The following is a 21979-nucleotide window of genomic DNA, read 5'->3' as shown; positions in this document are numbered from 1 at the left end:
TTATTAAATTTCACTAACACTTGCTTTTAAGAATGCTATGCCGCTCGAATGCACAGCCTTTAAGGCACGGAAGTATATAAAATTTCGTAAAGCCTGGGTACATAACATCGATCATCATGCATACCCTCAATGAATGTGCTTGCTGCCTTTTTCATTATGACCGCTGTGGGTCGAAACCGGTCATTGTTCTAGCCATCGTGTGATTTGACGAGACCGGTCTGCCAGTAGTTTTAGGACCAACAGCGCGAACTTCCTCCCCGTCGCCTCGTCCTCCAACAGCGGCATACTGAGCTTCTCGTGGTCGTTGAGGGCATCGAGCACGGCGCCGGTCACCTTCTTGGGTGAAGAGGCCATGCATCACCTGGTCCTCGCTGTGGTTGCGCACCTGGGCCATCACCGCCTCGTCGCGTTCGATGCGGTCGGCGATACCGTTGGTGAAGTGCAGCTTGTCGTCGTCGCTGACCTCGGCGCCGTAGAGGTCGTTGAGCCGGTCGATGATCTCGGCCAGGCGCTGCTTCTCCGGGTCGTGGACTTGCCTGAGCCCACGTCGCTTACCGGGGTAAGGCCGTAGTCGCCCTCGGCCTCCTCCAGGGTGCCGGCCCGCTCAAGCTCGCGCACCACCTTCTGCACAAACACCTTCTCCGGCGCCTGGAGGTTGGCCTTGCAGAATTTCTCCCAGCGCTCGGGCCAGGCCTCACGTACATAGCCGAGCAGGTCCTCGGTGAAAAGCGCCGACGAACAGTCGTAGCCGCTGGCCGTTCCGACCTTCCAGCCCTGGGCCGTCATGGCCTCGATGATGCCCTGCTGGAAGCGGGCTTCCCTGCTGTCGGCCATGGTATCTCCCTGCGAGGTGGTCCTTGGTGTGGTTCTTATGGAACTTAGCCTACTCCCTCCCTCAGCCGTCTGCCAAAGCCTAGGTTCCCGCTGCTGATCGAGGGCATGGTGTCGCCACCGTCAAATACTGTATAAAATGACAGTATCAAAGAGGAGATGCCCGATGACCATCGAGAGCTTGATACCCGCCCATCCGACGCCGCCGTCCATGGCGCTGCCCCACCCGCTGGCACTGACGCGGGCCGGAATCTCCGGCTTCCCGAGCCCGGCCCAAGACTACGAGGGGCGGACCCTGGACCTCAACGAGCGCCTGGTGAAGCGGCCCTCGGCCAGCTTCTTTATGACCGTCACCGGCGACAGCATGGATTCCCTGGGCATTCAAGACGGTGACCTGCTGCTGATCGACCGCTCCATCGAGCCCCGGCCAGGTCACATCCTAGTGGCGCTGGTGGAGGGCGAGATCACCGTGAAGCGCTACCAGCTGAAGGGGCGGCATCCCTATCTCTGCTCGGCCAACCCGGCCTACCCACCGATCCCGCTGGAGGATCTCGACTGCCAGGTGTGGGGCGTGGTGCGTTCGGTCATCCACGAGTACCCGGTGTAGCCATGATTGGCCTGATCGACTGCAACAACTTCTACGTCAGCTGCGAGCGGGTCTTCCAGCCCCGGCTGGAGGGGCTGCCGGTCGGTGTGCTGTCAAACAACGATGGCTGCGTGATCGCCCGCTCCAACGAGCTCAAGGTGCTGGGGGTGGAGATGGGCACCCCAGCCTTCGAGCTCAAGGCGCTGCTGCGGCAGGGACGCATCCGTCTGCTCTCGTCGAACTACGAGCTGTACGGCGACATGTCGGCCCGCGTTCAGTCAGTGCTGGAGGAGTTCTCCACCGGGGTGGAGCCCTACTCGATCGACGAGATGTTCGTGCGCTTCGACGACTTCGGCCAAGACCAACTGCTGACCCACTGCCGGGAGCTCCACCACAAGGTACGCCGCTTCACCGGCATTCCGGTAAGTGTCGGGGTGGCGCCGACGCGAACCCTGGCCAAGCTGGCCAATCGGGCGGCGAAGAAGGTGCCCGCCTACCGCGGGGTGTGCGTGCTGTCAGCGGGCAGCGCCGACACGTCAAGCTTGCTGCAGCGGGTTGAGCTGGGCGATGTCTGGGGCGTGGGCCATCGTCTGGTGGAGCGACTGGCACTGATGGGGATCCACACCGCTTGGGACCTGGCGCAGGCCGATCCCAAAGCGATACGTCGGCGCTTCTCGGTCACCCTGGAGCGCACCGCCCTGGAGCTGAGCGGCATCCCCTGTATCGAGATGAACGACTCCGACGAGCCCCGCCAGCGGATCATGACCTCGCGCTCCTTCGGCAAGCTGACCGACAACCGTAATGAGATCCACGAGGCGCTACGCCAGTTCGGCCAGCGCGGTGCCGAGAAGCTGCGCGCCCAGGACAGCCTGACCAGGGCCGTCTACGTCTTCCTCAAGACCAACCGCCATCGGCCTGACCTGCCACAATACTCGCCCGGTGCCGTGGTGGAGCTGGAGCGGCCCACCGACGACAGTCGTGAGATCCTGCGCGCCGTCAGCCAGGCCTTCGAGGCCATCTACCGGTCGCACTACCGCTTCATGAAGGCCGGGGTGATGCTGATCGATCTGATCGACGCCAACCGTCAGCAGTTGTCGTTGCTGGAGTCGCCCCAGAGTGCCGAGGAGCGGGAGCGCAGCGAGAGACTGATGGCGACCCTGGATGCCCTCAACCAGCGCATGGGGCGCGGCACCGTCAAACTCGGGATGCCCTCTCCCAACGCGGCGTGGCACCTGCGCTGCGCGAATCGCTCACCGCGCTGGAGCACCCGTTGGCCGGAACTGCCCAGTGCCAAGGCCAAGTAGTGGAGCGTCTCAGATCTCGACCTCGGCGCAACTAAACACCTCGCCATAGCGACCGATCAGTCCCCTGGGGCCGAGCATGCTTAGGCTGACCACCGGTGTCGCCGTGCGCGCGAAGCGTGCGGCGATGGCCTGCTGGTGCTGCGCCAGGCTGATCAATCCAATGCGGATAGGCGTGTAGTGCTCACCCAGCTCGATCAACAGAAACTGCGTCCAGCCGGGCGTCAGGCGTACGGTGCGACCGCGCTGGTTCTCCTGAGTGATGGCCTTCACCTGGGTGCGGCAGTCGCCCTCTACCAGGTCGTACCCGGGATTGGAGGACTCCTCGACCATCTCGGGGCGCTGCCCGCGCGACTCCAGGAAGCGCAGGCCGAGGAACTCACCGATGCGGCCGATGATGTTGTCGTTGCCGCCGATTCTCTCCGGCACTTCGCGGCCCAGCGCGAGTATTGCCTTGCGGGCCTGCAGATAGGCCTCGATGGCCCGCTTGATCTCATCGTCACGAGACTGGCTCTGGGGAGGTGTCATGGTAGAACGTTCCTTGTCGTGGGCGCCTATGGCGCGGAAGGCTTGAGAGGCTCAATCAGCGCCGGATCATCCACCACCGGCTTGTTGACCCGGGTGCTCACCAGCCAGTGGATCAGCTGCTCGTGCGGGAGGTGATGGACCAGGTGGCGGATGGTCTCGCGGTCGGTCAGATCGGGATCGAGCCAGGGCTCCAGGCTCTGCTGGTCGAGGGTCAGCGGCATGCGCGGGTGGATCGCCTTGGCGACGCCGCGGCCGGGTTCGGTGAGGATGGCGCAACCGGGTTTGCCGTCCGGGCGATGCGTCCAGATACCGGCGAACCATAACGGATCACCGTCGCGGCGGGTCAAGTAGTGGGGCTTCTTGCGACCGTCAATGGTGAGCCATTCGTACCAGCCGTCTGCCGGCACCAGGCAGCGGTGATGGGAAAAGGCACCGCGGAAGTAGTGCGAGGTAGCGACCTTCTCGACGGTGGCGTTGATCGGCTGTGGGGCCTTGTCATCGGCCCAGTGTGGTCGGTAGCCCCACTACACCGCATCCAGGCTCAGCTGGCCGCTGTCGTCGTGCCGGCGCACCGCGTTAATCCAAGTGCCTGGCGCGACGTTGTAGCAAAGCGAGAGCTCGCCCTCGGCCAGAGGCAGCTTGAGGGAACTTGCCAGGCTGGGGTAATTGCTATAAAGGGCGCAACGGCCGCACATAGTTTTCCATATTCGAGCAAGTTAATTAAAAAGCCGTTGCATTGAACACGGCCACCTAACCGACTTGGCGCTTAACGAATGTCCTAAAGTGCTGGCTCAATAGATATTTTGAAGCTTTAACTCGCCCTTTTGTAATCCTCAATCCTTCGAGGCTCCCATAGTGACGATCTTTTTTATGACGTCGCTGAGCCTTACTACGCTGGCCTCAGGGTCGGTGTTTAGCAAGAGTTTATTAAATAGACGGTGAATATCCACTCGCAAGCACAGCGAGTTATCTAGCCTATTTGACTGAGCTCCTGAGTATGGGCTTATATGCGCAGCTTCCAATACCTCAATGATATCACTATTAGTTATGCAACAACTTCAATAATAGTTATCAATCAGAGAAGTTGCGGCGTCAAGGGAGTGTGACCAGTGAGTTGATGGTGTTCGTCAACACCAACCGCTTCCAGCTCGACCAGCCACAGTACCGCAATAGAGTGGTGGTGCCGCTGACACGACCCACCGACGACTCCCGAGAGATTGCCCAGGCCGCCACTCAAGGCCTGCAGGCGATCTTCCTCGCAGGCTACCGCTACCATAAGGCCGGCGTGATGCTGCTCGATCTCAGCGCTGATGCTCACCGGCAGCTCTCCTTGGACGAGACGCCGCAGAGCGAGGCCGAGCGTTGGCGCAGCCAGCGGTTGATGGCCACTGTCGACAGGCTCAACCGAGAGCTGGGTCGCGATTCCGTTACATTAGGTTTACCGAGGCAGGGCAATGCTTGGGCGCTAAGGTGTGAGCGGAGGACGCCGAGGTACACGACTCGGTGGAGCGATCTGGTCAGGGTGAAATCATGAGGCCCCATTCTCCGTCAAAACACTGATATGTATACCGTATGGAAAAAGGCTGGGATGGATGTATCATGCCACCAGTACACAAGCTGTATTTGAATCGGCAAGTTCAATGGGTCTAAGAGCTCTCGGGGATGCTTGAAGATGGTAGTTTTGGATCGATCGTGGGCTACTCGATGTGTTTCACACACTTTCTCAGTTGGGGATAATCCCCATCATGCAATGCTAGCTGTGCCAGGTTGAAATGTGCCCCAGTATTTCCTGCTGAGTAGCACTTTGCGAATAGATTGTTGAGGTGGTTTATTTCATGCACATATTAGATCTATGCAAGGGTATTTTTTATATGGTTAATTGCACATTATAAGAGCTGGAAAACGAAACGTGCGCCTGAACAACTGCTTGTGCCTGCCCGCGACTGAAGTTCCACCTCCAGACTTGCACAATCTATAGTGCATTTTTATAGGAGATTACAAGTTGTTCTTGAGGATTTTTTCGCGCAGAGTGCAATTCGCCTTTTCCGATAAAGAGAGCTCTCGCTCGATAGCAATAATGTGCGCGGAGAGCTGGGCTTTAGTCCAGCGCATTAAGTAATTTGCTCGCCGCCGTTCCGTATCGGTAGGAGTAGCCACTTTACTATCTAAACAGTGCCCAATAGTATGTCGGCGCCGAACAGGCTGAGCAGCTTCTTCGTATAGCTGGCGACATTCAGGATTTCGCAGGATAGTGGACTCGGAAACACCCACCCCTGTCTCTGACAGTTCGCGAGTCATTCTTGCAATTCGGCCAAGCGATACTGGACTATTAGTTTCCTTTAGCCGGGTGATGGCACGGCGGACGATCTCGACGCTGTTATTTCGGCGCCGCTGATGGCTGCGCTTCAAGCCGGCCAATGCAGCCTCTGAGCGCTTAGTTCGTGGTTCAGGTGTCATCTTTTTTTCCTCCTATAGTCAGTGTGACGGGCTCTTCTGCCGCCTGATCAATTTTCTCAAGCAAATCCATCTCGGCCAGTACATCGTCACAGTTTGACATTGCTTCCTTAGCTTTCCGGTCTTCGGCAGGTAGGTTCTGTGCTTTAGCCATCTCTGCCATCTTCACACAGGCCTGCCGGTAGATGATGACTTGGTCACGCTTGCGCCAGTCGGGCGCATTCCCAGCACAGCCGATACAAGCAAACTTGATCGGACACTGACTGGCCACCGTGCAACGTCCACCGATAACCGGGATCAAAGCCCCCACATTCTCCCGAGCGGCTTCAATCTGTCGTTGGATTTGTGCAGGTGATCGTATGTGAGTGCGGGAAAGATCTACACGACTTTCAAATATATTTCGCTGCAATTCCACCAGCTCTGCCGGCGTTGGTTGAGAATAATACCCCGTCACTCGTACATCTTTCTGCTTCATGAGTAACGCGATCACATCCATAGGCGTGTTCAACGCCCGCATTTCGGTGGCAAAGCCGTGGCGTAGAAGATGAGAGGTGACCTGTACTGCCTCACCGGAGGAAGTTTGCAGCGAGATACCGTGCAACATGATAGAAATCGTCGCATTGATGTCATTATGGCTGAAATGTCTTCCGGCATGCTGCCATAAGTAAGGTGCCGCTTGAAGTTTATGCCGTAGACTTCTGGTAGGAGAGATGATATCTAGGCTCTGCCCCCGCTCTCGCTGGAACTTCCACCAGGCGTGTAGTGCTTGCATGCAGCGTTCGTCAATATAATAAGGCTCTTCTGCTAGGCGTCCCTTGGGAATTGCCCGGAAAGCGATCGTTTCCCGGTCTTTGGCGAGCAGTACTCGTGATAGATGCTCTGGACTCAATCTGATCTGCAGGAACTCATTCATGCGAGCTCCCGTTTTGGTCATGATCTGAATAGCCGCATGCCCAACGAGAGCGGTTAGCTTGAGTGCATCGAGTGGGATAAATAGTATTCCCATGTCATGCAAAATAAGCTCTAGCCAGCGGTAGGTCGACAGGTTCCATGTCGACTTAGGGGGGAGCCGGAACATCCCCTTAGAGTAGCCATTTAGTTTTAGGAAATCAGGGTCGATACTCTGTGATTTTAGAACATTGGCCTGAAGAAGTTCGATGAACCAGTAAGGCTCTATAACATCAACATCGTCACGAGCGTGACTGCCTTCATAGCTAAGGAAGTAGCCTGCCTGATCGCATACCGTCGACCGCATGCGCTGACGCTGATTTTGATGATAATAGTAGTCTTCCGCCATGGGCTCATGCACAGAACGCAGTGCTGCTGCATCCCAGAGTCTAAAATGCTGCTGTGTCTTTCGAGTCCTGCCTGATGCCGATACCGTCTCATCGGTGATCGAGAATGACATCGGCAGGGCTTCCCCATCCCGTTCATGATGAGCAATGGCATCTAGGAAGGCTGAGTACAGTCGCTCGACCTGAATGCATCGACGCTCGGCCACATCACGAAGCAGATAGAATCGATCGTGAACAACGGCGGTAGCTGCCTTACGACGCATCTTTTGATCGGCTCTCACTTCTCTATGGATAGTGGAGCGGTGCCAGAAGTGGTCATCTTTTAGGCCAATAAGTTTCCAAGTTGCTACGGCCTCGCGCTGCTCGGGCGTCAAGCGGAGTAGGTAATCCTCTTGTTTGCGCAGCAAGCGAAAGTAAGTCTGCAGGAATCGGCTGCGTTTGGGTGTGCCCTCTTCCGGCAATATCTCACCATCATGGTATCTTCGATAGAATACTTCGGGGTCCAGAACATCGATATCAGCAAGATCCAACTGTTTTAGATAACGCGACATTTTGGAAAAAAAGTTGATATCGTTACGCCGATTTCCATCGGCGAAAGTCATGACGAAGAATGCCATATCCCGTAATTTTGGTTGCGAAATGGAATGTATCATCCGCAGTTGTGACTCATTGAAATGCCGTCCCATGTCAGGTGATTCCAGAAAGGTCAAAGGTAGGTAGTGGAGTGGCGGTGATACTCTATCGAGAACCATATCTAGAGTGATTTCCTTCCATGCTCGAAGCGGTCTAGCCTGATGCCCTGTTTCTTCTTCCCAGCGCCGGATTTCTTGTTTAATTTTAGGCTCGTTGTTCCCGGAGGTACGCAGAACCTCGCTATAAGATACCGAATGTCCTTCGCGGTGTAGGTGCTCAATGGTCAAGCGTGTGAACCGCGAGAGAACTTCACGTGAGCGACGTGTATTGACAAGGGAATATTGAAAGGTGTTGAAGTCCCGACGCCAGCTCTCATATTCCTCACGATTGGCGACCGAGGCACTCAGAAGTTCATCAGCCAATGCTGCTACGTAATGGCGAGAAAACCTCGATATGTTGGGTACGCTTATTCCTAACATCTTGCTGATATCAATTAGTTTGAAGGGGGTCCCTGCCTCGCGAAGACGATCTAACTCAGTTCTTATTAATTCATTTCGCCGATTCAATGTATGGTTTTCGCCCATGAGCACGGTGGCGCCAGATGTGTCGATAGATTTAAAGTCTGCCTTTCTTGCTGCTTGATGGCCGGTCTCCTTTTCCCAAAGAACAAGCTCTTCATTGATGCTTCGCGGCTCCCCACCAGTTATTCTTTTGACTTTATTTACCGTTATAACTGCATTTTCACGATGTAGGTTTTCGATTGCAAGACGCACAAGGCGACTGAATAGCAATGGCCTACTATCTGACCGTGAGATAAAACGGCGGAAGGTGCGATAATCACGTAGCCAGTTCTCATATTTCTCCTTGTTATCGACCACAGTTTTCAGCAACTCTGCTGCCAGGTCACGAACATAGCGCTGGGTGATTCCACTAACCGCCTTGCGATCGTAGCCGGTAAGAGCCATTACATCTCGGTTCATGAAGGCTTCACCAATCTCGCGTCGACGATCAAGCTCAGCACGTATCGTGAGGTGTCTATGTTCCGGGGTGGTGCGATGCGGCTTGGATGGCGATGTCATGGCTTGAGCATCTCTTCTAACATCCGCTGGCTCTCAGTAACCATCTCGGGCCGAGGAGCCAGATGGGAACGGAGAGCGCGATTATGCTGCTGCTCACGTTCGATGTGAGCATGAATGCGATGAGCCAGCTCCGGCAAATCATGTCGACGCATCGCTTGGTCATAGACAGGCAGCATGTCGCTTTTCCAAGCCATGAGTTCAAATAGGGAGCTACGTAGTGTCTGCAGTTCTTCAGCAGAGCCAGCGCGCTGGTGAATCTCGTTAAGTGCCTGTGTTACAAACCAGTGGCGGACTTGATGACAACGCAGTTGTAGACCCGCGGCATTGAGAGCTGGTCCCCAGTAGTTGCGGCGGAAGTGGTCTGGGCTTAGTGATGTTCCACGTCGTGTCAGAAAAAGCGGAAGGTGACGAAGAGTTTCCACAGGCAGCTCAGCGAGTTCTGAAAGCCCATATCCTTGTATATTTAGCCGAGCACGCTGCTCGTCGACATACTGCCGAAGAATTTTAACCGTTCGGTCGCTAATGAATAGACTTTTTACTCGGCGACCATGGCTTCCTTTGCTGATTGATAATATCTCTCGCATAAAGCCACTATGTACCCAGTCAGAAACGCTGAGTTGACAAGCCTCGTGAATACGGCAACCAGTTTCGAAGAGGATGCGTGAAAGGCAAATTTCCCGGAGTGTCCAACCCCATTTTTCACCTGCCGACATGACCTTGCCCATCAAAGCCGGCTCATCCAGTATCTCGGGCAACCACTGATCCCCTTTAAGCCTGAAGTAATTGTAAGAAAGACGCATTTCCCGAATGCCATCTACGCCACTGTCAGCTGGCATGGGCAATCGACCATGGCAATCTACAAACTCCTGAAGTTTCCGGTGGCGCTCCTCCTCGATGTAACGGCGGGCATCGTCGGCATCCATAGGATTTTCATAGTGATAGCGACCATGTTCATTCAGAACCGTATAGAACGATCTCAGCGCCGCTAAGAGCCGTTCCAGGCGCCGGCCTGTCTGCCAGGTCGGTTCGATCCGACGGGTTTCGAATCCACATCGATCTAGCCCCAACGACACGATGCACTTCATTTCCGAAGTGAGGAAGAAATTCAATAATGTACGCACCTGCTTCGGAGGCCCCAGCAACTGCCAGCCCTGTCGAAGTACGACGGGATGGTCTGCAGACCATGAAGCTAAGGAGACCACTTCCCTTGTGTAAGCTCTTGCCGTAAGAGATGAGTGATAACGAACGGACAGGCAGGCATAGAGTGTTAACTCTGGGTGCGGTAGTCCATCGCGATCCACCACATGAAAGGGATAGTCACCTTCGGTACGTAGGACACGATAAACCGGCATGATCGGTTACCTCCCAAAGCAATGAACACTTTTGGTACCTGCACATGTACGATGCCAGTGCTAAAGCGTCATCAATGAGAAATGGTCTGTTCTGTAGTATAGAGCCAAGCTCGCCAACCGGGCCGCCAAGAAACTGCCCGAATACGCCGGCGTTTGTGTGCTCCACGATGAGAGCGACGAGACACGCCACCTGCTCGAGCGCACCCCCCTGGGCGATGTTTGGGGCGTGGGCCGCCGGCTGGTCGAGCGGCTGGCCCTGCAAGGCATCGAGACCGCCTGGGACCTGCGTAGTACCGACCCTAAAACCATTCGCCGGCGCTTCTCCGTGACACTCGAGCGCACCGCCCGCGAGCTGCAGGGCACGCCCTGCATCGACATGAACGACAGTGACGAGCCCCGCCAGCGCATCATGACCTCGCGCTCCTTCGGTCGGCTGACCGGCGAGATGAGCGAGCTGCAGGAGGCCATTCGCCAGCACGCCCAACGCGGCGCCGAGAAGCTGCGCGAGCAGGCAAGCCACGCCCGCGCCGTGCTGGTGTTCTTGAAGACCAACCGCCACCGGCCCGATCTAGGCCAGTATTCCCCCAGTATCGTCCTCGAATTGCCCGAGCCCACCGACGACAGCCGCCCGATCGTTGCCGCCGCCCAGCAGGCCCTGGCCGAGATCTATCGGCCCGGCTACCGGTTCATGAAGGCCGGCGTGATGCTGCTCGACCTAGTGGATGCCAACCGCGAACAGCTCTCGCTGCTGGACACCCCCGACCGCGCCGCCGATCGCGAGCGCAGCGAACGCCTGATGAGCACCCTGGACGAGCTTAACCAGAAGATGGGCCGCGGCACCGTGCGCCTGGGTGTGCGCCGCCATGACGCCGCCTGGCAGCTGCGCTGTGCGCATCGCACGCCACGCTATATCACGCGCTGGGAGGAACTGATGAGGGTCAGGGCGGACTGAGAACTGCTGGAAAGGGGCAGAGTAGGTGAGCCGCTGACCTGCAGGCGTGTCCCTTGGTCAGCTGCATGCGCCTTGGGAACCGACGATGCAGGGCCTTACCCCATAAGGTAATGAATGGAGCGTTTAGGGCCTTGTCACCGGTCAACAAAACGGCCAAGCCAGGCTATCTGGCTTGGCCGCTGCTATCGCGGTAAGGCGGTGGTTAACCGCTATTTATGACGGGAAAGAGAACTGGGCACCCTCACGGATACCGGCCGATGGCCAGCGTTGGGTGACGGTTTTGCGCTTGGTGTAGAAGCGCACGGCATCCGGGCCGTAGGCGCCCAGATCGCCGAACAGCGAGCGCTTCCAGCCGCCGAAGCTGTGGTAGGAAACCGGCACGGGCAGCGGCACGTTGATGCCGACCATGCCCACCTGAATATGGTCGCTGAAGTAGCGGGCCGCCTCGCCGTCGCGGGTATAGATGCAGGTGCCGTTGCCGTACTCGTGATCATCGATCAGCTGCATGGCTTCTTCCATGGAGCCGGCGCGAACCACCAGCAGCACCGGGCCGAAGATTTCCTCGAGGTAGCAGGTCATGTCCTGGGTCACGCGATCGATCAGGGTGCCGCCGACATAGAAGCCGTTTTCAAAGCCGGGCACCTGAACACCGCGGCCGTCGACGACGATCTCGGCGCCTTGCTTCTCGGCACCTGTGATGTGCCCGCAGACCTTCTCCTGGTGTGCCTTTGTGATGACCGGGCCGAAGTCGTTTTCGGCGTCGTGGAAGGGGCCGACCTTGAGGGTCTTCATTGCCGCCTGCATCTTGGCGATCAGGGCATCGGCGGCGTCGTCACCTACGGCCACGGCGACAGAAAGGGCCATGCAACGCTCGCCGGAGGAGCCGAAGGCGGCGCCGGTCAACGAGTTGACGACGTTTTCCATGTCGGCGTCGGGCATCACGATGGCGTGGTTCTTGGCACCCCCCAGCGCCTGGCAGCGCTTGCCGTTGGCACTGGCGCGGGTATAGATATATTCGGCGATCGGCGTGGAACCGACAAAGCTCACGGCCTTCACGCGGGAGTCATCGAGCAGGGTGTCGACGGCTTCCTTGTCACCGTTGACGACGTTGATCACGCCGGCAGGCAGGCCGGCCTCTATCGCCAGCTCGGCGATGTAGAGCGCTGAAGTCGGGTCACGCTCGGAGGGCTTCAGTACGAATGTGTTGCCGCAGGCGATGGCCATGGGGTACATCCACAGCGGCACCATGGCCGGGAAGTTGAACGGCGTGATGCCGGCGACCACGCCGAGCGGCTGGAACTCGCTCCAGGAATCGATGCCGGGGCCGGTGTTCTTGCTGTGCTCGCCCTTGAGCAGTTCCGGGGCGCCACAGGCGTACTCGACGTTCTCGATGCCGCGGGCGAGCTCGCCTCTGGCATCGTGGACGATCTTGCCGTGTTCCTGGCCGATCAGCCGGCAGATCTCGTCGGCATGCTGCTCCAGCAGCTGCTGGAAGCGGAACATCACCCGCGCCCGCTTGGCGGGTGGGGTGTCGCGCCAGGCCGGGAAGGCGGCCTGGGCGGCGGCGATGGCTTCCTCGACGGTCGCTTGGCTGGCCAGGCTGACCTGGCCGCCCACTTCACCGGTGGAGGGATTGAAGATGTCCTGGGTGCGACCTTCGCGGTCGACGCGGGCGCCGTTGATCAGATGGCCAAGCGTGGTCATATACTTCCTCTCCAATAGGGTCTGTAGCGTGCGTTCTTTCCGCTCTGGGGCAGTCGCCGTGGATAGCGTCAGTCGGGGCGGATGCCTCGGCGGGGCCACGAGGAGGCGCCGTAAACCCGTCCGTGGGGGCTACTTTTGCCATCCATGGCAAAAGACCTCCTCTTTCGCCCCGTCCTCGGCGTCCCCTCATGTGTTACATCGGCGGCCCTGTTTAGTCCAGTTCGCCGATGGCGTCGCCGAGCGCGTTGATGACGTTATCGATCTCTTCACGCTCGACGATGAAGGGCAGGCCGAGTTGGATGGTGTCGCCGCCGTAGCGCACGTAGAAGCCTTTCTCCCAGCACTTCATGGCGATCTCGTAGGGGCGGCGGGCCGGCTCGCCGGGATAGGGCTCGATCTGCAGGGCGCCGGCCAGGCCGTAGTTACGAATATCGCTTACGTAGCGACTGCCCTTGAGAGAATGCAGGGCATCCTCGAAGAGCGGGCTCATCTCGCGGACGCGATCAATCAGGCGCTTATCCTCGAGCACATCCAGCGCGGCCAGGGCCGCGGCACAGGCCACCGGGTGACCAGAGTAAGTATAGCCATGAGGCAGCTCCATCATGTAATCGGGGCCACCCTGTTCCATGAAGGTGTGGTAGATATCGCCCTTGACGATGACCCCGCCCATGGGAACCGCGCCGTTGGTCAGCTGCTTGGCGATGTTCATGATGTCCGGCACCACGCCGAATTCCTCGGCGCCGGTCATCGAGCCCATGCGCCCGAAACCGGTGATCACTTCATCGAAGATCAAGAGAATGTCGTTGGCATCGCAGATCTCGCGCAGCCGCTTCAAATAGCCCACGGGCGGCGGAATCACCCCGGCGGAGCCGGCCATGGGCTCGACGATCACCGCGGCGATGTTGGAGGCGTCGTGCAGGGCGATCAGTTCCAGCAGCTCCTCGGCTCGCTCGGCACCGCGCTCTGGCATGCCGCGGGTGAAGGCGTTTTCCTTGAGCAGGGTGTGGGGCAGGTGGTCGGCATCGATGCCCTGACCGAACATCATGCGATTGGCGCCGATGCCGCCGAGGCTGATGCCGCCGAAGTTGACGCCGTGATAGCCCTTGATGCGGCCGATCAGCTTGGTCTTGGTCGGCTTGCCCTTCTTGCGCCAGTAGGCACGGGCGATCTTCAGCGAGGTATCGGCGCTCTCGGAGCCAGAGCCGGTGAAGAACACATGATCGAGCCCCGGCGGCGTCAGCCCGCGGATGCGGTGTGCCAGCTCGAAGGCCTTGGGGTGGCCGTACTGAAAGGCCGGGGCGTAATCGAGTTGACGCAGTTGCTGAGAAACCGCCTCGGCGATCTCGGGGCGGCCATGGCCGGCGCCGCAGGTCCACAGGCCGGAGAGCCCATCGAAGATGCGCCGCCCGTCGGCGGCGGTGTAGTAGCTGCCCTCGGCGCCGACGATGATCCGCGGGTCGCGCTTGAACTGGCGGTTGCCGGAATAGGGCATCCAGTAGGCATCCAGTTGCTCGGCGCTCAGGCCCGCGGTCTGCTGGTGAGAACGATCTGACATGGCAGCACCCTCGTGGTGGTCATCGTCGTATGGGTGACGGTGGCGTATAACCCCTGTATTGAGGAAGCCTGGTTCAGGTCGGCGATAAGTTAAATTTCGTCTTGTTGAATCTCATGTAACCAAACGCTTAACTTTCCTCGGGGGCGGGCGTAGGCTGCGATGAGGCATCGCGAAGGGAGGAAAGCGTCATGTCACGTCGCAAGGAGGCCCTGACGGGACAGCTCAGCGATACCGACCTGCGCCTGTTGCGGATCTATCGCAAGGTGGTCGAGTGCGGGGGCTTCTCGGCGGCCGAGGTGGAGCTGAACATCAGTCGTGCCGCCATCAGCATGGCGATGAACGACCTGGAGACGCGCCTGGCACTGCGGCTGTGCCAGCGGGGGCGTAGCGGCTTCGCCCTGACCGACGAGGGCGCCGAGGTCTATGAGGCCACGCTGCAGTTGCTGGCGGCGACGGAGGGCTTTCGTACCCGGGTCAACAGCCTGCATGCCTGGCTCAAGGGCGAGCTCAACATCGGTATCACCGATAACCTGGTGACCATGCCACAGATGCATATCACCGATTCGCTCAGCGCGCTCAAGGAGCGTGGCCCCGATGTGCAGATCAACATTCGCATGATTCCGCCCAACGACATCGAGCTTGCCGTGCTGGACGGTCGCCTGCATACCGGTGTGGTGCCTGAGCTCAAGACCCTGCCCGGCCTGCATTACCGCTCGCTCTACGAGGAGGCCTCGCAGCTCTATTGCGCTTCCGGTCATTCGCTATTCGACGTCGAGACCGTGACGGACGCGCAACTGGCGAGCGCGGATGCCGTCATGCCTGCCTATGCCCAGGCCCCGGCGATCAAGACGATGCACGAACCCTTAAGGGCCACCGCCACGGCCACGGACCGCGAGGGCATCGCCTTTTTGATTCTCTCCGGACGCTATATCGGTTACCTGCCGACCCACTATGCCGAGCGCTGGGTTCGCGATGGCCGGATGCGTGCCCTGAATCCACAGAAGTGGCATTACCTGACCCGCTACAGTGCCATTACCCGTAAGGGCGCCCCTCCCAATCTGGTACTGGAAAGCTACCTTGAAGAGCTGAAAAGCCGCATTGCGCCATGATATGGCCCCACACGGCCAGCTAATGTGCGGGTAGAGTCCTGCTAGGCTATATGCCTCGACCGGCAGCACCTATACCATCTTGAGCCTGAATCCGCTGCCTGCCTTGTCGTTGGCAGAGCCCCTCGACCCTGGAGCCCTCATGACCCTACCCGAGACACGACTCAAGCAGGGCCTTTCCCTGGCGGCACGCGCAGGCTATATCGCCAAGGGAATCGTCTATCTGCTGATCGGTGGGCTCGCCTGCCTGGCGGTGGTGGGGCTTGGCGGGGATAACGTGGGATCGAAGGAGGCGATCAACCAGCTGGTCCGCCGGCCTTTCGGCGACGTCATGCTAGGCCTGCTCGGCATCGGCCTGTTCGCCTACGCCTTGTGGCGCCTGTTGCAGGCCCTGCTGGATGCCGAGGGAGTCGGCCTGGGCCTCAAGGGCATCGGTACACGGCTAGGCTTTCTCATCAGCAGCCTTACCCACGGCAGCCTGGGGGTCTACTGCTTCGATCTGCTGCGCAACGTGGCGATGTCATCGGGAGAGGCCGCCGCTCAGGATCGTACCGCCCTGCTGATGAGCCACCGGGGCGGTGTCATCCTGGTCTTCGCCATTGGTCTGGTGTTCCTGGGGGTCGGCCTGCGTCAGCTGTGGCGGGCCATCAACCGCTCCTACCTCAAGAACTGGCACCACCAGGACATGTCGACGACACAACAGCACTTCTTCGAGGGCATCACTCGCTGGGGGCTATCGGCTCGCGGGGTGGTCTTCATGATCATCGGGCTCTTTCTGTGCATCGCTGCATGGCGCACCGACCCGAGTCAGGCCCAGGGGCTTGGCGGTGCACTGAACGTCCTGGCCGCCCAGCCCTTCGGCCCGTGGCTGCTGGGCACGGTGGCCCTCGGCCTCTTTGGCTATGGGCTTTACTGCCTCATTAACGCGGCCTTTCGTGATACCAGTGTCGACTGAAGACTCATGCGACAAGCGCAGAAATACGCGGGGATCAGCGGCGAGGGTGCTTATCTCGATGACACCTTGGGTATGGCACGCAGACGCTCGACCTACGGATAGCCGTATCGTCAGCGTTCCTGAGTCACTTACCATATGCCACGAAGAGGCGGCAGGCTGCTTCTCCGCTCGCACGCTGGTCGGCCTCACCCCTGGCAATGGTGAGGTCCGGTGTCCATAAGTGGCGCTATGATGGGAGATGACGCCTGCGGTCGTGTGATGCCTCGAAGTGCGCCGACAGCGCCGCTTGCTTGGCTGAAAGCGCGCTGCCAAGCGGACCTCACGGCTGCTGACGGCATACACATGGAACAATTCGGGGCCTTGGGTGGTCGACACGGGCCAGGTCCATAGCCCCCAAGACATATATTCGCCAATACAAGGAGTTACTTCATGGATGTCATTCGCATTATACTCGCGATACTGCTGCCCCCGGTGGGTGTTTTTCTGCAAGTCGGCATCGGCCTACACTTCTGGATCAATATCCTGCTGACGATTCTGGGCTATGTGCCGGGCATTGTGCATGCGGTCTGGATCATCGCGCGGCGGTGAGGTGATGGCAGGGGCAATAGCCCCTAAGCGCTCTCGGGCGCTGTGCCGATCTGGGCGCCTACTGGATAGGCGCCCATTTTATGTGTACTGGTTTTATGTACTGAGTTTATGTACTGAGTTTATGTACTGGCTCAGCTCTCTATGTCGCGTACGCGTGTCAGCCCCTCCTGGGCGGAGGAGGCGACCAGCTGACCTTGACGGTCGTATAGGCTGCCACGGGCGAAGCCGCGGGCGCCGCCGGCCCAGGGGCTATCCATTTCGTAGCGCAGCCAGTCATTGACGGTGACGTCCTGGTGGAACCAGAGCGAGTGATCGAGGCTCGCGATCTGCAGCCGTGGGTCACCGAAGGCAATGTCGTGGGAGACAAGCGAGGTGGTCAGCAGGTGGAAGTCCGTGCTGTAGGCCAGCAAGTAGCGGTGCAGGGCGGGATCGCTAGGTAATTCGCCTGCCAGTCGGAACCACAGGCGCTTGCGCGGTGCGCCGTTCTCGCCGGGTGCCTCATCGGCCAAATGCAGGAACTCGATGGGGTGACCGTTGAAGCGCTGAACCTTGGCGCCGTCCTGAATCAGTGTCTCCGGGTCGTCGACGTCAGGCATGGAGAGCTGGTGGTGGAAGCCGTGCTCGTCGCCCTGGAAGGACGCGCTACAGAAGAAGATCGGCTTGCCCTTCTGGATGGCGGTGACGCGGCGGGTGGTGAAGCTGCCGCCGTCACGGACCCGGTCGACCTGGTAGACCACCGGCATACGGGGGTCGCCCGGGCGCAGAAAGTAGCCGTGCTGGGAATGCACGCGACGCTCGGCGGGCACGGTGTGGGTGGCCGCCGAGAGCGCCTGGCCGAGTACCTGGCCGCCGAACAGCTGGGGAAAGCCCAGGTCCTGGCTATGGCCTCGAAAGAGATTTTCCTCGATCATTTCCAGCCCCAGCAGGGCCACCAGATTGTCCAGTGCTTGAGACATGATGTGATCCTCTGACATGGCGCCAAAACGCCATACGCTCGTTTCAATTTCACACAGCATACCCGAGAGGCTCGCCGATGCGCAGCGATGAATTCTACATGCACCGCGCTCTGGATCAGGCGCGGCTTGGTCTTGCGGCGGGTGAGGTGCCGGTGGGGGCGGTCGTCGTCGATGATGCCGGTGAGATCATCGGCGAAGGCTTCAATGCGCCGATAAGCGGCCATGACCCCAGTGCGCATGCCGAAGTGTGCGCACTTCGTGACGCGGCCGCTCGGTGTGCCAACTATCGCCTCGATGGCTGCACGCTCTATATCACTCTCGAGCCTTGCCTGATGTGCACCGGGGCGATCATTCATGCGCGCGTGAAGCGTGTTGTTTACGGCGCTGCCGAGCCCAAGACCGGGATGGTGGAGTCCCGTGCCAATCTTTTTGCTCAGCCCTGGTACAACCATCGCGTTGAGGTGGAAGGCGGTCTGTTGGCTGCACAAGCCAAGCGCTTGCTGAAGGACTTCTTTACCGACCGCCGAGCCTGACTGACGGCGAGCATAGCTAGCCCGGCAGCGGTGCACTGACCACCCGGTTGCGTCCCATTTCCTTGGCCCGATAGAGGGCGTCGTCGGCCACCTGCATCAGGGTGGCGATATTCAATTCTCCCCGCTCAAGCACGGTCAGGCCGATGCTCATGGTCAGTGGAGTGCCATCGTGATGCATGAGCTTGGCATCCTGAAGGGCAGTCATGAGCTCCTCGGCCACCTGTCGGCCGCTGACGCCGTCGTAGCCTGGCAGCAATACCACGAATTCCTCGCCGCCGTAGCGGGCAAACAGGCCGCCGGCTCGGGATGCCACGGCATGCCCCAGCTCGCCCAGGCGCTGCAGACACTCATCGCCTGCCAGGTGCCCCAGGTTGTCGTTGATGCGCTTGAAGTGGTCGAGGTCACAGATCATCACGCACAGCGGGCGGACATCGTAGCGTGACTTGAGATCGTCCATCAGCATCCGCCGGTTGGGCAGGCTGGTCAGCTCGTCGTGGCGGGCCAGCCACTCCACCTCTTTCTGCAAGCGGGTCCGGGCCTCGATTTCCTGGTGCAGTTGGGTATGAGAGCGATGCAGGAGTCGGTGCTGTATGCCCAGGTGGCGGTAGGCGTAGAGGACCAGGAACAGCAGGTAGGCGAGGCCAAGGCCGGTGGTCAGGCTGACGGCCGGCAGTCGCGCGTGGGAGGCCAGCAGTCGTTGTTGTGTGGGCAGGGTTGTCAGCGTCAGTGGATGGCTGCCGATTTCGATCTGGGAGCGTTGAGCCCACTCACGAACGCCCTTGGCGGCGCCCAGGGTGGCCAGGGGGGCCGAGGTCTGGCGCAGCTCGACCCGGGTGCGCTGGGCACCGATCGTATCCTGCAGCGTATCGACTAGGGTCTGCAGGCTTAGCACCATGGCGCTGGCGCCGATGAAATCGCCGCTGGCGACCTGGGTTGGCAGGTAGTAGATGATGCCGTATTGACCCTGTAGCAGCTTGATTACACCGGTAGTGGATTCCTGGTGGTCCTCCAGGGCCCGTTGTTGCGCCGGGCGGCCGGCTGGCTGGCTCTCGGAAAGCCGCACGCCGATGATGCCCCGATTGGCCTCGTTCATGGGATGGACGTGACGAATACGGGTATCCGGCGTGACCAGGGCGATATTCTCGAAATAGCGGTAATCCCGGTACAGCGGCTCGGCCATCAGGGCCCAGGCGGCCGCATCCGGGGGCGCTTCGAGCAGCCGCCAGCCATTGGCGAAGCGCCGGGTAGCCGCCAGCTTGTCGTCTACCTCCCGGGAGAGCTGTTTGGTCAGCCGGTGGTTTTCTGCGTCGAGTAGGCGGTGTAGCCGGCGATCTTCGATCGCCTGCTGGTGCTGCGAGAAGGTCAGAGCCAGGATGCCGAGCGACATGGATTGCCAGAGAGGGCGCGACAGCAGTCGGCGCTCCTCGGCAGGCAGGTTGAAGAGCGACAGGCCATGCGCCATCAGCAGGCAGCCCATGGCCGTCAGTGCGGCGGGGGGCGCGGCATATTCAAGGACCCAGCGGGTCGTCGCGCTCACGCCGAGGTCCAGTTGGGCGAGCCACATCAGCAGCGCCAGGCAGAGCAGCATGGGGCTTCCCAGCGCGGCCCGGCGCCCGGAAAGCTGGGCACCGCCGAGCAGAGTGAGGCACAGGGTGGCGAACAGCGGCGGCCGCCAGTCATCGAGATTCGACCCGGAAGCCAGCCAGTCGGCGAGTGCGTGCCAAGCCTCGGTGCTGATCCAGTATTCGGGCAGCAGATAGCTTGTGAGCCCAAGTGTCAGACAGGTTAGCGTCACTGCCGCGAGGCCACGCGCCAGGCGCGGCACGTGGGCGAGCCAGGCCAGTTTGGCGAGCGTGAGTGCCAGCACGGCGAGCAGGCTGGGCTCCGCGGTCGCGTGGACCTCGGCGAGGCCTGCCATGGCCAGGATGATAAGCGCCAGGCTGCACAACAGCAGGGCACCCGTAGAGAGCAGGCGCTGCTTCATAATATGGGGGGAATCCGGTCGTAGTCCGGTCCGTCGTCGCCGTCTTCGCCTGCTGCGCGCTCGTTGAGCTGGAAGAACTGCTGTTGGCTGCGGTCGACGTAGTTGAGTATCTCGTAGTAGCGGCGGATGTTGCGGACATAGATCACGGGTTCGCCGCCGCGGGCATAGCCGTGACGTACCTTGGAATACCAGGTGCGCTTCTGTAGCAAGGGAAGGGCCTCGCGAACGTCCGGCCAGGCATAGGGGTCGCCGCCGCGCATCTCGGCGATCTTCTGGGCGTCATACAGATGGCCAAGGCCCACATTGTAGGCCGCCAGCGCCATCCACAGCCGGTCGTCGCCGGTCACCTCCTCCTGGAGGCGATCCATCATCTCGCGCAGGTAGCGGGCACCGCCGTCGATGCTCTGGGCCGGGTCGAGACGATTGCTGATGTTCATTTCGGCGGCGGTGGCGTTGGTCAGCATCATCAGTCCCCGCACCCCGGTTGGCGAGGTGGCGCGTGGCTCCCAATGGGACTCTTGATACCCGAGCGCCGCCAGAAGCTTCCAGTCGAAGCCGGTTTCTCTTGCGGCTTTGCGAAACAGGGCGTCGTAGTCGTCGAGCTTATCCTGAATCTGGCGAATGAAGGTGCGGGCACCGACATATTCGAGGTAGTCCTCGTGGCCGAAGTAGCGTTCGACCAGCCGCGCAAGGGTGCCGTCCCGGCGCAGCTGGGCGAAGAAGGCATTGGCCTCGCGTTGCAGACCTAGGCCGTAGCTTGCGGGAAAGGCCCAGACCATGCTCAGGGACTCGCCGAGGGTGACGCCATCATCGACGCCTGGAAAGAACAGACGGTTGAGCGTGAACTGGTGGTTGAAGATGACCGCGGCATCCAGGTCGCCATCCTCGACGCGCTGCAGCAGGTCGGCGACTTCGAGATCGGCGGCTTCTCGCCAGCTCAGTTCCGGGAATTGGTCCTGCAGGCGGCGCAGTACTTCACCGATGCCGGAGTCGCGGATGATGGCAATCTCGAGCCCGACCAGGTCCTGGGCGCTATCCACGGGGGAAAGCCCCCGGCGGTAGACGATCTGAGGCTGCAGCTCGAGGATCGCGGTGCTGTAATTGAGATCGGCGCGGCCAGGCGTCAGGGTCAGCGCCGCGGCGCCGACATCGGCGTTGCCACTGGCGACGGTGTCCAGCACGCCGGCGATGTCGCTCTGGGTCTCCATCGACAGGCTGACGCCCAGTTGCTCGGCGAAGCGGCGTGCCAGTTCGTACTCGAAACCGGTCGGCCCACGGCGGCCTTCGTAGTAGCTGGTCGGGGTGTTGCGACTGACCACTGTCAGGAAGTCTCGGTCACGGACGTCTTCCAGGTGGCGGTTGGGTGCCTGACTCTCGCGGTGGGGTAGCAGGGCCAGGGTCACGGCAACGCTCAGCGACAGGTACCAGCGATGGTAGTGCAGCAGATGTCGGACGGCGGCCTTGAGCATTAGCAAGTTCAGTCGCGATAAGGAAATATTACCTTAACGACCCTTTTGCAGGCTGTCACCTCGCGGATTTCGGTGGCGCGGCCTTTCCAGTATCATAGTGTGCTCGTTGCCGCAGGCC

The 21979-nt window shown here is 60.0% G+C and carries 20 protein-coding genes and 1 pseudogene; 8 read left to right on the top strand and 13 right to left on the bottom strand.

From position 1 onward, the window contains the following. Positions 1–180: 180 nt before the first annotated feature. Positions 181–354, bottom strand: coding sequence for a hypothetical protein (locus ETC27_RS17515; RefSeq protein WP_240724787.1), 174 nt, complete (start codon positions 352–354; stop codon positions 181–183). A 39-nt stretch (positions 355–393) separates the two neighbouring features. Continuing rightward, the gene (locus ETC27_RS17510) at positions 394–834 is read right to left on the bottom strand and encodes a hypothetical protein (protein WP_240724786.1); all 441 of its coding nucleotides are present in this window, start codon (positions 832–834) and stop codon (positions 394–396) included. A gap of 163 nt (positions 835–997) precedes the next feature. On the opposite strand from ETC27_RS17510, the gene ETC27_RS04170 reads away from it, so the two are divergent. Further along, a complete protein-coding gene (locus ETC27_RS04170) occupies positions 998–1438 on the top strand; it encodes a LexA family protein (protein ID WP_136253681.1) in 441 nt (146 codons plus the stop codon). Positions 1439–1440: 2 nt separating this feature from the next. Further along, on the top strand, positions 1441–2721 hold the full coding sequence (locus ETC27_RS04165; RefSeq protein ID WP_136253680.1) for a Y-family DNA polymerase: 1281 nt from the start codon (positions 1441–1443) through the stop codon (positions 2719–2721). A gap of 9 nt (positions 2722–2730) precedes the next feature. On the opposite strand, the gene ETC27_RS04160 is transcribed toward ETC27_RS04165, so the two are convergent. The 3 genes and pseudogenes from ETC27_RS04160 to ETC27_RS17750 form a co-directional block, all read right to left on the bottom strand. Beyond that, positions 2731–3246 carry a hypothetical protein gene (locus ETC27_RS04160; protein ID WP_136253679.1) on the bottom strand — a complete coding sequence of 172 codons (516 nt, stop codon included), beginning with the start codon at positions 3244–3246 and terminating at the stop codon, positions 2731–2733. A gap of 26 nt (positions 3247–3272) precedes the next feature. Next, positions 3273–3758: pseudogene (locus ETC27_RS04155) on the bottom strand (SOS response-associated peptidase); the annotation flags it as partial. Positions 3759–4079: 321 nt separating this feature from the next. Next, positions 4080–4295, bottom strand: a complete 216-nt coding sequence (locus ETC27_RS17750; protein ID WP_136253768.1) for an HNH endonuclease — start codon at positions 4293–4295, stop codon at positions 4080–4082. Positions 4296–4330: 35 nt separating this feature from the next. Between ETC27_RS17750 and ETC27_RS04145 the strand changes: the two genes are divergently transcribed. Further along, complete coding sequence (locus ETC27_RS04145; protein WP_276605685.1) at positions 4331–4780, top strand: DUF4113 domain-containing protein; 450 nt, start codon at positions 4331–4333, stop codon at positions 4778–4780. 461 nt (positions 4781–5241) lie between these two features. Here ETC27_RS04145 and ETC27_RS04140 read toward each other — a convergent pair whose 3' ends face one another. Genes ETC27_RS04140 through ETC27_RS04130 form a run of 3 tightly spaced genes read right to left on the bottom strand, consistent with a single transcriptional unit; the run spans position 5242 to position 10059 of the window. Next, positions 5242–5703, bottom strand: coding sequence for a hypothetical protein (locus ETC27_RS04140; RefSeq protein WP_136253678.1), 462 nt, complete (start codon positions 5701–5703; stop codon positions 5242–5244). Then, positions 5693–8707 carry a site-specific integrase gene (locus ETC27_RS04135; RefSeq protein ID WP_136253677.1) on the bottom strand — a complete coding sequence of 1005 codons (3015 nt, stop codon included), beginning with the start codon at positions 8705–8707 and terminating at the stop codon, positions 5693–5695. The genes ETC27_RS04140 and ETC27_RS04135 overlap by 11 nt, the downstream gene beginning before the upstream one ends. Next, a complete protein-coding gene (locus tag ETC27_RS04130) occupies positions 8704–10059 on the bottom strand; it encodes a tyrosine-type recombinase/integrase (RefSeq protein ID WP_136253676.1) in 1356 nt (451 codons plus the stop codon). The genes ETC27_RS04135 and ETC27_RS04130 overlap by 4 nt, the downstream gene beginning before the upstream one ends. A gap of 157 nt (positions 10060–10216) precedes the next feature. Between ETC27_RS04130 and ETC27_RS04125 the strand changes: the two genes are divergently transcribed. After that, positions 10217–11011, top strand: a complete 795-nt coding sequence (locus ETC27_RS04125; RefSeq protein WP_240724784.1) for a DinB/UmuC family translesion DNA polymerase — start codon at positions 10217–10219, stop codon at positions 11009–11011. A 213-nt stretch (positions 11012–11224) separates the two neighbouring features. Here ETC27_RS04125 and ETC27_RS04120 read toward each other — a convergent pair whose 3' ends face one another. Then, entirely contained in the window at positions 11225–12715 is a 1491-nt protein-coding gene (locus ETC27_RS04120; protein ID WP_136253674.1) for a CoA-acylating methylmalonate-semialdehyde dehydrogenase, read from the bottom strand. Positions 12716–12926: 211 nt separating this feature from the next. Beyond that, positions 12927–14270, bottom strand: a complete 1344-nt coding sequence (aptA, locus tag ETC27_RS04115) for an omega-aminotransferase AptA (protein ID WP_136253673.1) — start codon at positions 14268–14270, stop codon at positions 12927–12929. Between the two features lie 188 nt (positions 14271–14458). Between aptA and ETC27_RS04110 the strand changes: the two genes are divergently transcribed. From ETC27_RS04110 to ETC27_RS04100, 3 genes are all read left to right on the top strand, one after another. Next, positions 14459–15379, top strand: coding sequence for a LysR family transcriptional regulator (locus ETC27_RS04110; protein ID WP_136253672.1), 921 nt, complete (start codon positions 14459–14461; stop codon positions 15377–15379). Between the two features lie 139 nt (positions 15380–15518). Then, positions 15519–16331 (top strand): DUF1206 domain-containing protein, encoded by an 813-nt coding sequence (locus ETC27_RS04105; RefSeq protein ID WP_136253671.1) that lies wholly within the window; start codon positions 15519–15521, stop codon positions 16329–16331. 429 nt (positions 16332–16760) lie between these two features. Then, the gene (locus ETC27_RS04100; RefSeq protein WP_136253670.1) at positions 16761–16919 is read left to right on the top strand and encodes a YqaE/Pmp3 family membrane protein; all 159 of its coding nucleotides are present in this window, start codon (positions 16761–16763) and stop codon (positions 16917–16919) included. A 131-nt stretch (positions 16920–17050) separates the two neighbouring features. On the opposite strand, the gene ETC27_RS04095 is transcribed toward ETC27_RS04100, so the two are convergent. Further along, positions 17051–17875 carry an acyl-CoA thioesterase gene (locus ETC27_RS04095; RefSeq protein ID WP_136253669.1) on the bottom strand — a complete coding sequence of 275 codons (825 nt, stop codon included), beginning with the start codon at positions 17873–17875 and terminating at the stop codon, positions 17051–17053. Positions 17876–17952: 77 nt separating this feature from the next. Between ETC27_RS04095 and tadA the strand changes: the two genes are divergently transcribed. Next, positions 17953–18408 (top strand): tRNA adenosine(34) deaminase TadA, encoded by a 456-nt coding sequence (gene tadA, locus ETC27_RS04090; RefSeq protein ID WP_136253668.1) that lies wholly within the window; start codon positions 17953–17955, stop codon positions 18406–18408. Positions 18409–18424: 16 nt separating this feature from the next. Here tadA and ETC27_RS04085 read toward each other — a convergent pair whose 3' ends face one another. Next, entirely contained in the window at positions 18425–20392 is a 1968-nt protein-coding gene (locus tag ETC27_RS04085) for a GGDEF domain-containing protein (RefSeq protein WP_136253667.1), read from the bottom strand. After that, positions 20389–21861 carry a membrane-bound lytic murein transglycosylase MltF gene (mltF, locus tag ETC27_RS04080; protein WP_136253666.1) on the bottom strand — a complete coding sequence of 491 codons (1473 nt, stop codon included), beginning with the start codon at positions 21859–21861 and terminating at the stop codon, positions 20389–20391. The genes ETC27_RS04085 and mltF overlap by 4 nt, the downstream gene beginning before the upstream one ends. Between the last annotated feature and the right edge of the window lie 118 nt (positions 21862–21979).

The sequence above is a fragment of the Onishia niordana genome, from assembly GCF_004798965.1.
GTDB classification, from domain to species: Bacteria; Pseudomonadota; Gammaproteobacteria; order Pseudomonadales; family Halomonadaceae; genus Onishia; species Onishia niordana.
The sequence above is the reverse complement of the archived record's forward strand: the minus strand, read 5'-3'. Positions and strand labels throughout refer to the sequence as shown.

What these genes read in the sequence shown, in the direction of transcription:
- ETC27_RS17515 (WP_240724787.1), bottom strand. Translation starts at nt 354, where the DNA reads ATGGCCTCTTCACCCAAGAAGGTGACCGGCGCCGTGCTCGATGCCCTC.
- ETC27_RS17510 (WP_240724786.1), bottom strand. Translation starts at nt 834, where the DNA reads ATGGCCGACAGCAGGGAAGCCCGCTTCCAGCAGGGCATCATCGAGGCC.
- ETC27_RS04170 (WP_136253681.1), top strand. Translation starts at nt 998, where the DNA reads ATGACCATCGAGAGCTTGATACCCGCCCATCCGACGCCGCCGTCCATG.
- ETC27_RS04165 (WP_136253680.1), top strand. Translation starts at nt 1,441, where the DNA reads ATGATTGGCCTGATCGACTGCAACAACTTCTACGTCAGCTGCGAGCGG.
- ETC27_RS04160 (WP_136253679.1), bottom strand. Translation starts at nt 3,246, where the DNA reads ATGACACCTCCCCAGAGCCAGTCTCGTGACGATGAGATCAAGCGGGCC.
- ETC27_RS04140 (WP_136253678.1), bottom strand. Translation starts at nt 5,703, where the DNA reads ATGACACCTGAACCACGAACTAAGCGCTCAGAGGCTGCATTGGCCGGC.
- ETC27_RS04135 (WP_136253677.1), bottom strand. Translation starts at nt 8,707, where the DNA reads ATGACATCGCCATCCAAGCCGCATCGCACCACCCCGGAACATAGACAC.
- ETC27_RS04130 (WP_136253676.1), bottom strand. Translation starts at nt 10,059, where the DNA reads ATGCCGGTTTATCGTGTCCTACGTACCGAAGGTGACTATCCCTTTCAT.
- ETC27_RS04120 (WP_136253674.1), bottom strand. Translation starts at nt 12,715, where the DNA reads ATGACCACGCTTGGCCATCTGATCAACGGCGCCCGCGTCGACCGCGAA.
- aptA (WP_136253673.1), bottom strand. Translation starts at nt 14,270, where the DNA reads ATGTCAGATCGTTCTCACCAGCAGACCGCGGGCCTGAGCGCCGAGCAA.
- ETC27_RS04110 (WP_136253672.1), top strand. Translation starts at nt 14,459, where the DNA reads ATGTCACGTCGCAAGGAGGCCCTGACGGGACAGCTCAGCGATACCGAC.
- ETC27_RS04105 (WP_136253671.1), top strand. Translation starts at nt 15,519, where the DNA reads ATGACCCTACCCGAGACACGACTCAAGCAGGGCCTTTCCCTGGCGGCA.
- ETC27_RS04100 (WP_136253670.1), top strand. Translation starts at nt 16,761, where the DNA reads ATGGATGTCATTCGCATTATACTCGCGATACTGCTGCCCCCGGTGGGT.
- ETC27_RS04095 (WP_136253669.1), bottom strand. Translation starts at nt 17,875, where the DNA reads ATGTCTCAAGCACTGGACAATCTGGTGGCCCTGCTGGGGCTGGAAATG.
- tadA (WP_136253668.1), top strand. Translation starts at nt 17,953, where the DNA reads ATGCGCAGCGATGAATTCTACATGCACCGCGCTCTGGATCAGGCGCGG.
- ETC27_RS04085 (WP_136253667.1), bottom strand. Translation starts at nt 20,392, where the DNA reads ATGAAGCAGCGCCTGCTCTCTACGGGTGCCCTGCTGTTGTGCAGCCTG.
- mltF (WP_136253666.1), bottom strand. Translation starts at nt 21,861, where the DNA reads ATGCTCAAGGCCGCCGTCCGACATCTGCTGCACTACCATCGCTGGTAC.